Below are 10835 nucleotides of genomic sequence, written 5' to 3'. Positions count from 1 at the left end.
TAACCCGCGAGTGGAGGTACATCATGTCCGTCGTCACCACGCCGGAAGTCGAGGAAATCCTTGCGGACCTGCGGGAATACCTCGGCGACGCGCCACCGGCGCTGAGTTTGCCGCCGAGCGCCTACACCTCGCCCGAGCTGTGGGATATGGAGCGGGCGCGCATCTTCGCGCGCTCCTGGATGCTCGTCGCGCATGCCGATCAGCTGGCCGAGACCGGCGACTACGTGGCGCTGTCCATTGCGGGCGAGTCCATCGTGGTCAGCCGGGCGGCCGACGGTGAGTTGCACGCGCTCTCGCCGATTTGCCGGCACCGGCTGATGCCGCTGGTGGAACCCGGCGCGGGCCGCGCCGACTCGTTCACCTGCCGGTACCACCTGTGGAAGTACGGCTTGGACGGCAGGCTGCGTGGCGCGCCCTATATGGCGGGCAACCCCGACTTCCAGGCCAAGCAGTGCCGGCTGCCGCGATTCGCGGTGGAGCAGTGGAACGGCTTTGTCTGGGTCAACCTCGACGCGAACGCCGAATCCATTGGCGCACACCTGGATCTGGCCGCGCCCGAATTCGAAGGGTATCGGCTGGGCGACATGGTCCAGGTCGATTCGTGGTCGCTGGAGTGGAAGGCCAACTGGAAGCTGGCGATGGAGAACGGTCACGAGAACTACCACGTGATCGGCCTGCACCGGCAGACGCTGGAGCCGTTCATGCCGGGCGGCGGCGACCTGTACGTCGAGCCGTACTCGCCGTGGGTGCTGCACGCGCGGATTCCGTTCGTCGCACCGGTACCAACGGAAGTGGTGCAGCTCAACGAGATTCAACGCAGCCACGGGATGGCGCTGTTGGAATTCCCGTGCGGCACGTTCATGGCGCTGGGCGACCAGGTGGTGTGGCTGAGTTTCATCCCGGTGAGCGCGGACAAAATGCATGTGGTGGGCGGGGTGCTGGTGCCGCCGGAGCTCTCCAAGACCTCCGAGGCGACCGAGCGCACCCAGCAGGCGGTCACCGCGATGATCAATGACGAGGATCGCGGCGGGCTGGAGGCGGTGCAGCGCGGGGTGCGCTCGCAGTTCGCCGAGCGTGGGCATCTGAGCCCGAAGGAGGCGCCGGGCATCCTGGCCTTCTATCGGAATCTGGCGCATGCGCTGCTGGATGACGGGCCGTGGCCGGGCACCCTGTGAGGCGCCCTGGATACGCTCGATAGCCTGAACCGCATGTCGGCCGAAATCTCGCGGTGGAGCCCGGCGGCCGAACGCATCCTGCGCACGGCCGCCGAGCTCATTGCCGAACGCGGCTACTCGGCCACCTCGACAAGGGATATCGCCGCAGTGGTCGGGGTGCAGCAGCCCGCGATCTACAAGCACTTTTCGGCCAAGGACGACATCCTCGCCGCGCTGGTGCGCCTGGGTCTGGAACGTCCGCTGGCGCTAGCCGAGGAGCTCACCGCGATCGAGGCACCCGCGGTGGCCAAGCTGCACCGCTGGCTGCGCGAATCGCTCGAGCACCTACGCGCTTCGCCCTACGTGCTGGTCTCCATCCTCACCACACCCGAATTGCAGCGCGAGCAGTTCGCCGCCGAGCAGGAACTGATCAACCGCGTCGACCGGGTGGTCATCGACCTGGTCACCGCCGGCCAACTCGAAGGCGACATCCGCGCGATGAACCCGGTCTCCGGCGCCCGCCTGGTCCAGGCCCTGTTCGACGCCCTCGCGTTGCCCTCGATCGCGGTAAGCCCCGGCGAGATAGTCGAATTCGCCCTGCTCGGCCTGCTCTCGGATCCCGGCACGCTCGAGTCGGTACAACGCAACGCCGACGCCCTGGTCCTCATACCCGTCCCAGGCCGCTGACCCGACCACTCGGCCGAAACCACACCGTCGATCGCGTAACCCCCGGCGCCCTGCTCGACTCCGCGATCACACGTTTCATGGATGCCGGTCAGTCACCTGCCGCCTGAGGGCAAGATCATCTACTCAGCCGCCGGGAGACCTGGGAACTCCCGTCGACTACGCCTGGGAGTTTGCGAAAGCCTGCTGCTCAGCCGTCTTCCGTCCGCCGCCGATAGCCGGGGGTCACCGTGGCTGGGCGGGCGTTGCTCGAATGCCCTTGGCAAGATGGGATGGTTCAGCGATCCACAACGGAGAGGGTACGGATGACCATCCTCGTAACCGGTGCCACCGCAAACATCGGCCGCAAGGTAGTCGAGCACCTGCTCGCCTTGGGCGCCACCGATATCCGCGCGCTCACCAGCAACCCGCGCAAGGCCGCGCTACCCGCCACGGTGCAGGTGGCCGAGGGCAACCTGCGGCGACCGGAAACACTGCCCGCGGCGTTCGCGGGAGTGGAGCGAATGTACCTCGCGCCCACACCGGACAGTGTCACCGAGGTGCTCGCACTGGCCCGCGCGGCCGGTGTGCGGCATGTCGTCGACCTGTCCGGTGAACCGGAGACCTGGTGGGGCAGCGTCTGCACCGCTGTCGAGGAAAGCGGTTTGGCGTGGACCCACCTGTGGCCCGGTGATTTCATGGAGAACACCCTGATCTGGTCGCACCAGATACGCGAGACCGGTGCTGTCCGGGAACCGCGGCCGGATGCCACGAGCGCGCCCATCGCCATGGACGACATCGCCGCCGTTGCCGCTACCCTGCTGACCGACATCCATCCCGGCCGAGCCTTCCCGCTGGCGGGGCCGGAGATCCTCACCCGCACCGACCTCGTCCGGCACCTCGCCGACGCACTCGGCCGCGACATCGCCTTCCACCGCTCCTCGCGCGAGGACACCATCACCGCCCTGACCCCGACCATGGGTGACAACGCGACTTGGTACGTCGACAACGCTCTCACCAGTTTCGACGTGCCGCCCGCGGCTCTGCCCATCACCAGTGTCCAGGACATCACCGGCCGGCCCGCGACGACCTTCGCCCGGTGGGCCGCCGACAATGCTCCGCGCTTCGCCGCTGGCTGACTGCCCACCGGCGGGGCATTCGCCAACCGCCCAGCGATGGTGCCGTCCGGGATTCACTTCGCTTGCCGGTCAGTTCACCCGATGGGCAGGGCAGCCAGCACCACATGGTGCGGATGTCGACACGCACGGCCGATCCCGGCTTTCCGATCGCTCAGGACAGCTCCCGAATGGCCGAGTCGAGCGATGCGCCGACGTCCGTATCGTCGGCGGACAGCGGACGTAGAACTCCGCGAGCTGTCCCCGTCGGTGTCACCGCCGTACGGTAGCGTGCCGAATCAAACGCTGCTTTGTCTGTGCGGTTAGTTCTCCCGATGACGCCGTTCACCGGGGATGCATGAAGGAGACCGCCGAATGAACACGGCCAGATTCCGGTCACATATCGCGAAACAGCGAGAGCCCCCATGCCGAGTTTCGTTCCTTCGGTTCCTCCTGGCTCAAGCCGAGCAACATGCCGAGCCCCTGGAAGGCACGCTCGCCGACCACCCGGCGGAGCGCTTCTGGATCGCCGGTGAAGCTTCCCGTGCGGAAGTTCGAGAACGTGCCGCCGACTTCATACTCCTCGTTTCGGCACTCCCAGCAGTGATTCCCGATCAGGCCGACCTTGGCTTTCGTCGTCCCGTACACCCCGGAGATCCCCGCTTCGTAGAAGCCGTAGACGACGCCCCGGATCGTGGCGTTCCCCTGAATCTCGAGATTGCCCTCGAGGTACAGGTGCCTGCACTCGACCGAGCCGGTCACGATGAGGCTGCCGGTCTCGTCGGTGGCGACCGAGCCTGTCGCCGACAGGTTCCCGATGACGATGAGCGCGCCGTCGTAGACGCCGAGGTCACCGTCGATCGTCAAGTCGCCGCGGTGCACCTTGGTGTCGTCATCGAGGCAAGAACGAATGTCCTCGTCGAGGATCTTCTCTAGATCCGCTTCGGTCGCCTGCTCCGCACGCCCTGTCTCGCTCAACGATTCGATCGACTCGTCCGCCACTGCCACTCCTCACACGCTGATGCGTTGAAGACGATATCGCCTTGCACGACCTTCCCGATTCTTCGGCACCCGAGCGCTGCACGCGCGCCGCGTTCGGCGGATGTTCGGTTTCCGAGTCCCTTGCTGTGTGCCAGCGGCAATCCATCCTCGGTCGGCCTCGCCGTCACCGAACCGCTGATCCACGTTCGCTCCCTCAGAACGGCCAACGCCGTCGCGGATCGTTGCTGCGCGCGGCGAGGGTGGCGCGCGAGATGCGGAGTAAGCGCCGCCGTGAACTTCGAACCCCGCAGCGCGTTCGCGTCGATCTCGGGCAACGGCCTGCTTCGAGCGGTACGAAGCTGCGCCGAGCCCGGAACGAATGTCGGCAACGCGCAGATCGGTGTGCAGGCGTAGCGCTTCCGCGCCACTGGTTTCTCGAATTCTCCTACCGGGTACGAGCGATCGGCTCAGTGCCGGTCGAACTCCCCGTCCCGCGTACCCGACACAAACGCGTCCCACTCCGAGGGCGTGAACACCAGCACCCCATCGGCGGGGTTCTTCGAATCACGAACGCCCACATGCCCGCTGTCCAGATGCGCGATTTCGACGCAGTCGCTACCGGCGGAACTACGAGTGCTCTTGAACCAGCGCGCTCCGGATAGATCAACGGACACAGTCGAACTCCTTCGCTGCCTGCCGCAGCAGGCGTTTGCTATTCGGCACGTCCAACGCTACCCGCTGCATGACCTCGATCGCAGCTCGATAGCGGCGAACAGTGCCCGGTCGCTCCAGATAGATATCACCGGTATAGCTCTGGACGTAGACCACTGGCGGCTCCAGCGCCCGCCCGTCATTGTCTGCCGCAAAGTCCAGAATCGTGAACGGTCCGGTGGAGGTCCCCAGTGGGTAGCCCGCCCCGAATGGAACCACCTGCACGCGAACGTTCGGCGGCAGGTCCGCCAGGTGCCGCAGCTGCGCTGACATGACGCGAGGGCCGCCGACCACTCGCCTGGTCACCGCTTCGTCCAGCAGCAGCACCGCATTCAGCGGCGCGATATCACGGGTGATCAGCCCCTGCCGGTTTCGTCGAACCCTGACCCTCCGCTCGATCTCCTCGGCGGTGTCCATCGGGAAATACGCCCGGTCGAGCGCACGTGCGTACTCAGGGATTTGGAATATTCCAGGCAGCAGATCGGGACGGTAGCTCGTGAGATGGGAGGCCGCCGCCTCCATTTGAATGTACGCGTTGAACGTCGGATTCACCTGATCGGGAAACTCGTCCAACCATGACGGCGTCCTCCCCTGCGCCGCGAGCGATTCCAACACCGGCAACATCTCCGCCCGCTGATACAGCCTGCACAGCCGCCGCAAGTCTTCGGCGCGCACGATCACGTTCGGCGCACCGGTTTCCAAACGGTGCAGCGTCCCCGCCCCGCGCCCGATCGCCCGCGCCGCGACTTCGATGGACAGTCCCGCCTCCTGCCTCATCCCGCGCAGGCAGCGGCCGAGGCTGCGGTGTGGAACGCCCCCGGTCTCGCGAATACCGGCTTCGAGCTGCCGATCCGCGGCGCCCGCATCGCTCTCCCCCATGCTGTTTGCTCCCTTCTGTGGAATATCCACACCCACTGACTGGAATGTTCCGAAAGTTATTGTGGAAGGCCATATTTCGCCCTTCTGGAGGACATTGTGCAGGGTCGCTGGAAGGTGTCCAGGGCTTTTGCCACTTTCCATCGCGAATTTCCGCGGGAGCGTCGACGCGGCCCGTGTCCGGTGCTCCACTGACCGCGTGATCGGCGCGGCGAGACTCCCCGTTCGCCGCCATTCGACCCGCGGAGGACACATGACCAACGCACTACCGCAACGCGTTCCGTTTCCCCGGTCGCGCGCCCCTTACAAGGGCGTGCCGCTACCCGTGCTCGAGCGCTACGCGGCCGCGCTGCGGCAGTGGGCCGCCGCACCCGAACGTCCCGGAGGCGGGGTGCCTGCCCCTCCACCGCCTCCGGTGACCCTCACCGAAGCCCTGTCATGGGCCGAGTGACCCGGCCTCGGCCCGTCCTCGTGCGGAGGCCGTGACCGTGCGCCGGTACTACGTCGAGGTGCACTGCTGCGGTCCGCGCTGGCTCATCCACGTGCCCGCCGTGGGCCGCTGGACGGTGACCGGCGACAAGTCGGCGATCCGGTCCACCGCCCGCCGGATGATCGCGGCGACGACCGGCCACAGCGACCACTCGTTCGAACTGGACCTCGCCGCGGGCCGGGCACTGCGCGACGCCGAAGAGTTCGCCGTGGGCTGCCGGGCGCTGACTCGGTGGCACGCGCCCGACGAACCGGCGGATCGCGCACCTCCGGAGTGATGCTGTTCCGAGGACCCGGGTCGCCGAGATCCGGGAGGAACGCGGGGACCTCCACCGCGCAGACGCCGACGCCGCGTTACCGCATGTATCCGGAGCAGACGATCCCGGTGTCGGAGGCTGATCAAGGACGTGGTGCGCCCGGTTCCATAGGCTCACCGGCCAGTCTGTATGCGGCTGGTCGGCGGCAGCTCGACATACCGCGCCATCCGGACGACCTCGTGGAGGAAGGTGTCACGGTCGGCACACGACGTCGCGAGCGGTCGACAGCGCATCGGAGCGGGCGCAGACGTCTACCGGGGCCCAGAACGCCTCCTGCGGCCTCGGGCCAATACGCGTACGCTTATGTTTCTACACCGATCAGTAAGGTGCGCCACCGGTTAGCCGGGAGGTGGAAATGCTTAGCACCACCGAGCAGTTCAGCACCGAACGCGCCCCATGCGGGAAACTGAGGGGCGGCGCTCGCCACCGCGAAGACGACGAAGCGGGCCTGGTTATCGACGATCTGCGTTACGACTGTGGCTGCCGCCGGATCCGGCACGAATTCCACGACGGCAGCGTTCGGATCAGAATCGTCCGCCATGACGGCAAGGTCATGATGGACGAGCACAGCGCCGACTTCGAGGCTTGACGGGCGACGCCGGGGTGGTGCCACCATGACCGCTTCTCACGATGTCGTAATCGTCGGCGGGGGCGGCGCGGGCCTGCGAGCGGCCATCGCCATCGCAGAACACCACCCCCGGTTGAGTATCGCCATCGTTTCCAAGGTCTATCCGATGCGCAGCCACACCGTATCTGCCGAGGGTGGCGCCGCCGGTGTCGCCGGTCCCGGCGACAGCTTCGACGAGCACGCATACGACACGGTCTCCGGCAGCGATTGGCTCTGTGACCAAGACGCTGTCGAGGCCTTCGTCGCGGAAGCACCGCGGGAGCTGCTCCAACTGGAGCATTGGGGCTGCCCATGGAGCCGCCGGCCGGACGGGCACATCGCGGTACGGGCCTTCGGTGGCATGACGAACAACCGCACCTGGTTCGCAGCCGACAAGACCGGTTTTCACATGCTGCACACCCTGTTCCAGACCGCACTGTCGTATCAAGACATCATCAGGTACGACGAATGGTTCGCCACGACATTGCTCGTCGATGACGGCAAGGTGTGCGGCATCGTAGCCATCGAACTGGCTACCGGACGCGTCGAAACCATTTTCGCCAGCGCTGTCATCGTGTGCACTGGTGGCTGCGGCCGGGTGTATCCGTTCACCACCAACGCCAACATCAACACCGGCGACGGTATGGCGTTGGCCTACCGGGCAGGCGCGCCGCTTAAGGACATGGAGTTCGTTCAGTATCACCCGACCGGCCTTCCGTTCACGGGCATCTTGATCACCGAGGCAGCGCGCGCGGAGGGCGGCTGGCTGCTCAACAAGGACGGTTATCGCTACTTGCAGGATTACGACCTCGGGACACCATCACCGGTACCGGTGATGCGAAGCATGGAACTCGGGCCACGCGACCGGCTGTCGCAGGCCTTCGTGCACGAACTCGACAAGGGCCGGACCATCGGCACACCGTACGGACACGTCGTCCACCTCGACATACGCCACCTCGGTGCGGATCTCATCGACACAAAACTGCCGTTCGTACGCGAGCTGTGCTCGAAGTACCAGAACATCGACCCGGTCCGGGAGCTGATCCCGGTGCGACCCGTCGTCCACTACATGATGGGGGGCATCCATACCGACATCCACGGCGCGACACCCGTGGAGGGCCTGTACGCCGTCGGAGAGGTCGCCTGCGTCAGTATCAACGGAGCCAATCGGCTCGGGTCGAATTCCCTTCCGGAGTTGCTGGTCTTCGGTGCGCGCGCCGGTCGTGCCGCCGCCGAGTATGCGAGCTCGGCCACGGCCCGCCAGACACCGGCGGTCCTGGCCCGCGGCCGCGCCGAACAGGACCGGCTGGAACGGAACCTCACGCGACATGCCGAGGGATCCGAACGCATCGCCCACATCCGCACCGAGATGCAGGAGACGCTGGAGGCCGGTGCCGGGATCTACCGGGACGGCGACTCCCTCGCCGAGGCCGCCGACAAGGTGCGCGAGCTTCGCGATCGGTTCGGCAGCGCGTGCCTCGATGACCACAGCCGGGCATTCAACACCGAACTGGTGGCGATGCTGGAACTGTCGTGCATGCTCGATGTGGCGGAATGCATCGTCGCCTGCGCGCTGGCACGGGAGGAATCCCGGGGTGCGCACCAACGGACCGATTTCCCCGCCAGGAACGACCAGCGGTTCCTGGCCCATTCGATGATCCATCGGCAGCCGGACGGTTCGGGCCGCATCTCGTATCTACCGGTCACGATTACACGCTGGCCTCCGGGCGAACGCGTATATGGGAGGTGATGGCGATGGTGGCCCGGATAACCCTGCAAGTCGCGCGCTACCGACCGGATCGAGATGACGAACCGGTACTGCAGTTGTACGAGGTTCCGCTGCGCAAAGAATGGACGGTGCTCGACGGCCTCAACTACATCAAGGACTACCTCGACGGGACGGTGTCGTACCGGTGGTCGTGCCGGATGGGCATCTGCGGGAGCTGCGGCATGACCGTCAATGGCGAGCCACAACTGAGCTGCGCTACTTTCCTGACCGACTACGCGCCGGGGCCGGTGCGGGTCGAGCCACTGCGCAACTTTCCGGTGATCCGGGATCTCGTCATAGAGATCAGCGACTTCATGCACAAACTGGCCTCGGTCGAGCCATGGCTGATCAGGGAGGAACACCGGCCACTCGAGGACGGCGAGTACCTGCAAACACCGTCCGAAATGGACGATTACCAGAAGTACAGCATGTGTATCAACTGCATGCTCTGCTACTCGGCCTGTCCCGTCTTCGCGCTCGAGCCCGAGTTCCTAGGTCCGGCGGCGATCGCGCTGGCCCAACGCTACAACCTCGACTCGCGCGATGAGGGAGCCGCAGATCGGCGGGATGTACTCGCCTCCGCCGAGGGCGTATGGTCCTGCACCCTCGTCGGCGAGTGCACCACCGCCTGCCCGAAAGGGGTCGACCCGGCTGGCGCGATCCAACGCTACAAGCTGACCGCGGCCACCCAATCGCTGCGAGATTTCCTCATGCCTTGGCGGGCACGATGACCACGACGCCCCGGTTGTACCGAAAGCCGATCTCCACCTTTTGGTGGCTGCGACGCCGCTCATATCTGCTCTTCGTCCTGCGCGAACTCAGCAGCGTGTTCGTCGCCTGGTTCGTGGTGTATCTCCTGGTCCTGGTCAGTGCGGTCAGTTCAGGAAGCGAGGACTACCAGCGGTTTCTGAGCTGGAGCGCTGGCGGGTGGGTTGTTGCACTGAACGCCATCGCCCTGCTGTTCGTGCTTCTGCATACGGTCACCTGGTTCAACCTCGCGCCCAAGGCGATGGTGGTGCGTATACGGAACCGGCGCGTTGAACCGGTCGTGATCATTGGAGTGCACTACCTGCTGTGGGGTCTGCTGACGGCGATCGTGCTGTTGGTGGTGCTGCGATGACCAACAAGAGGTCCCTGGAACCGTTGGTGTGGCTACTGTTCGGCATCGGCGGGATGGCCGCTGCGCTGCTCATACCGGTGCTGCTCTTTCTGTTCGGCCTCGCCTTCCCGTTGGACTGGCTTCCCGCGCCCGACCACGCATACCTGCTCTCGGTGTTGCGTCATCCTGTCACCCGGCTGGTCCTTTTCGGACTGTGTGTGCTGGCTCTATTCCACTGGGCACACCGCTTCCGGTACACGCTGGAGCACGGCTTGCGGCTCGAGCAGTTCCGTGGGTCGATCATCCTGGTCTGCTACGGCGGCGCCGTCATCGGCTCGGGAACCGCTGCTTACATCCTGCTGCGCGTCTGACACGCGGGATATTCCGCTGTGCGCTGTCACGTCTACGGCCGAAGCCAGGTCTTCGAGCTCGAGCCTCGGGCAAACCGACCTGCGAGCGGTTTCCGTCGGCCGATGGCCCGCGGCGGCTGCTCATACCCGGCGCGGTGGCCGACCGGCGTCGAGTGCTGATCGGGCCCCGCGCCATTCGCTAACCGGTCGGTCATGATCCGGCGTGCGGGAGAGGCGGCCGAATCGGACGCCTATCAGTTCGCGGTCAGTGCGGCGATGTCTTCGATCCGCACGATCCGACCGCTCGCTCCCCAGTTGCCCTCCGGAATCTCATTGATGTGCACCCACGCGGTCGCGGGATGGGTGAACCGCGTGGGATCGTCATCGGCGTCCGCGAGGACCCGGGTGACTCGCTCCACGATGTCCTTGCGCTTGTCGTCGTTCATCGAGCCGGCCGGAACTCCGACTCGCACCACGTACTTCGGCTTCTCTCCGGCAGGCAATTGCCGACCGCCCACGAACCACGCGTCGATCTCGTTGACCACCAGCCAGGAGATGGATCTGGCCGTGTCGGTGTCCGGGGCGCCCTCGGCCACCATCACCTCGGATACCAGTCGTCCGCCGATCTTCGCGCGGCGTGCTTCATCGAGCGACCCCTTGGGAACAAATAGCTCCACGAACGGCATCGGTTAGTCCTTTCATTGA

15 protein-coding genes are annotated in these 10835 nt (G+C 65.8%); 10 read left to right on the top strand and 5 right to left on the bottom strand.

Annotated features, from left to right (window positions below; genetic code table 11):
- The first annotated feature begins 20 nt into the window (after positions 1-20).
- The 3 genes from NA4_RS05605 (at position 21) to NA4_RS05595 (ending at position 2956) form a co-directional block, all read left to right on the top strand.
- Positions 21-1175, top strand: coding sequence for an aromatic ring-hydroxylating oxygenase subunit alpha (locus NA4_RS05605; RefSeq protein ID WP_373862759.1), 1155 nt, complete (start codon positions 21-23; stop codon positions 1173-1175).
- A gap of 33 nt (positions 1176-1208) precedes the next feature.
- Positions 1209-1841, top strand: a complete 633-nt coding sequence (locus NA4_RS05600) for a TetR/AcrR family transcriptional regulator (protein WP_067464862.1) — start codon at positions 1209-1211, stop codon at positions 1839-1841.
- A gap of 302 nt (positions 1842-2143) precedes the next feature.
- On the top strand, positions 2144-2956 hold the full coding sequence (locus NA4_RS05595; RefSeq protein WP_067464859.1) for an NAD(P)H-binding protein: 813 nt from the start codon (positions 2144-2146) through the stop codon (positions 2954-2956).
- A 372-nt stretch (positions 2957-3328) separates the two neighbouring features.
- Here NA4_RS05595 and NA4_RS05590 read toward each other — a convergent pair whose 3' ends face one another.
- Entirely contained in the window at positions 3329-3934 is a 606-nt protein-coding gene (locus NA4_RS05590; RefSeq protein WP_067464856.1) for a bactofilin family protein, read from the bottom strand.
- A gap of 270 nt (positions 3935-4204) precedes the next feature.
- On the opposite strand from NA4_RS05590, the gene NA4_RS43200 reads away from it, so the two are divergent.
- Positions 4205-4327 carry a hypothetical protein gene (locus NA4_RS43200; protein ID WP_281179973.1) on the top strand — a complete coding sequence of 41 codons (123 nt, stop codon included), beginning with the start codon at positions 4205-4207 and terminating at the stop codon, positions 4325-4327.
- A 53-nt stretch (positions 4328-4380) separates the two neighbouring features.
- Here NA4_RS43200 and NA4_RS05580 read toward each other — a convergent pair whose 3' ends face one another.
- On the bottom strand, positions 4381-4587 hold the full coding sequence (locus tag NA4_RS05580) for a DUF397 domain-containing protein (RefSeq protein ID WP_067464850.1): 207 nt from the start codon (positions 4585-4587) through the stop codon (positions 4381-4383).
- Positions 4577-5503 (bottom strand): helix-turn-helix domain-containing protein, encoded by a 927-nt coding sequence (locus NA4_RS05575; RefSeq protein WP_169810983.1) that lies wholly within the window; start codon positions 5501-5503, stop codon positions 4577-4579. Before NA4_RS05575 ends, NA4_RS05580 begins: the two co-directional genes overlap by 11 nt.
- A 250-nt stretch (positions 5504-5753) precedes the next feature.
- Between NA4_RS05575 and NA4_RS40095 the strand changes: the two genes are divergently transcribed.
- A complete protein-coding gene (locus tag NA4_RS40095; protein WP_157128828.1) occupies positions 5754-5951 on the top strand; it encodes a hypothetical protein in 198 nt (65 codons plus the stop codon).
- Positions 5952-5982: 31 nt separating this feature from the next.
- Positions 5983-6267, top strand: a complete 285-nt coding sequence (locus NA4_RS05570; RefSeq protein WP_067464847.1) for a hypothetical protein — start codon at positions 5983-5985, stop codon at positions 6265-6267.
- 340 nt (positions 6268-6607) lie between these two features.
- Here NA4_RS05570 and NA4_RS40090 read toward each other — a convergent pair whose 3' ends face one another.
- Positions 6608-6847 carry a hypothetical protein gene (locus tag NA4_RS40090; RefSeq protein ID WP_157128827.1) on the bottom strand — a complete coding sequence of 80 codons (240 nt, stop codon included), beginning with the start codon at positions 6845-6847 and terminating at the stop codon, positions 6608-6610.
- A gap of 73 nt (positions 6848-6920) precedes the next feature.
- Between NA4_RS40090 and frdA the strand changes: the two genes are divergently transcribed.
- The 4 genes from frdA to frdD are packed head-to-tail and all read left to right on the top strand — an operon-like array spanning position 6921 to position 10151.
- A complete protein-coding gene (gene frdA / locus NA4_RS05560) occupies positions 6921-8663 on the top strand; it encodes a fumarate reductase (quinol) flavoprotein subunit (RefSeq protein WP_067464844.1) in 1743 nt (580 codons plus the stop codon).
- 5 nt (positions 8664-8668) lie between these two features.
- Positions 8669-9412 (top strand): succinate dehydrogenase/fumarate reductase iron-sulfur subunit, encoded by a 744-nt coding sequence (locus NA4_RS05555; protein ID WP_067464911.1) that lies wholly within the window; start codon positions 8669-8671, stop codon positions 9410-9412.
- On the top strand, positions 9409-9801 hold the full coding sequence (locus NA4_RS05550) for a fumarate reductase subunit C (RefSeq protein WP_067464841.1): 393 nt from the start codon (positions 9409-9411) through the stop codon (positions 9799-9801). Before NA4_RS05555 ends, NA4_RS05550 begins: the two co-directional genes overlap by 4 nt.
- On the top strand, positions 9798-10151 hold the full coding sequence (gene frdD, locus NA4_RS05545; protein ID WP_067464838.1) for a fumarate reductase subunit FrdD: 354 nt from the start codon (positions 9798-9800) through the stop codon (positions 10149-10151). The genes NA4_RS05550 and frdD overlap by 4 nt, the downstream gene beginning before the upstream one ends.
- Positions 10152-10384: 233 nt before the next feature.
- Here the strand turns inward: frdD and NA4_RS05540 are convergent, their stop codons facing one another.
- On the bottom strand, positions 10385-10816 hold the full coding sequence (locus NA4_RS05540) for a tautomerase family protein (protein ID WP_067464835.1): 432 nt from the start codon (positions 10814-10816) through the stop codon (positions 10385-10387).
- Positions 10817-10835 lie beyond the last annotated feature (19 nt).

Origin of the sequence: Nocardia amamiensis NBRC 102102 (assembly GCF_001612745.1) — a bacterium.
Taxonomy (GTDB): Bacteria; Actinomycetota; Actinomycetes; order Mycobacteriales; family Mycobacteriaceae; genus Nocardia; species Nocardia amamiensis.
Note: the sequence above shows the minus strand (reverse complement) of the source record. Positions and strands in the feature narration are given on the sequence as shown.

Coding starts and splice junctions, on each gene's coding strand:
- NA4_RS40095 (WP_157128828.1), top strand. CDS start 5,754: ATGACCAACGCACTACCGCAACGCGTTCCGTTTCCCCGGTCGCGCGCC.
- NA4_RS05550 (WP_067464841.1), top strand. CDS start 9,409: ATGACCACGACGCCCCGGTTGTACCGAAAGCCGATCTCCACCTTTTGG.
- NA4_RS40090 (WP_157128827.1), bottom strand. CDS start 6,847: ATGGCGGACGATTCTGATCCGAACGCTGCCGTCGTGGAATTCGTGCCG.
- frdA (WP_067464844.1), top strand. CDS start 6,921: ATGACCGCTTCTCACGATGTCGTAATCGTCGGCGGGGGCGGCGCGGGC.
- NA4_RS05595 (WP_067464859.1), top strand. CDS start 2,144: ATGACCATCCTCGTAACCGGTGCCACCGCAAACATCGGCCGCAAGGTA.
- frdD (WP_067464838.1), top strand. CDS start 9,798: ATGACCAACAAGAGGTCCCTGGAACCGTTGGTGTGGCTACTGTTCGGC.
- NA4_RS05575 (WP_169810983.1), bottom strand. CDS start 5,503: ATGGGGGAGAGCGATGCGGGCGCCGCGGATCGGCAGCTCGAAGCCGGT.
- NA4_RS05555 (WP_067464911.1), top strand. CDS start 8,669: ATGGTGGCCCGGATAACCCTGCAAGTCGCGCGCTACCGACCGGATCGA.
- NA4_RS05600 (WP_067464862.1), top strand. CDS start 1,209: ATGTCGGCCGAAATCTCGCGGTGGAGCCCGGCGGCCGAACGCATCCTG.
- NA4_RS05540 (WP_067464835.1), bottom strand. CDS start 10,816: ATGCCGTTCGTGGAGCTATTTGTTCCCAAGGGGTCGCTCGATGAAGCA.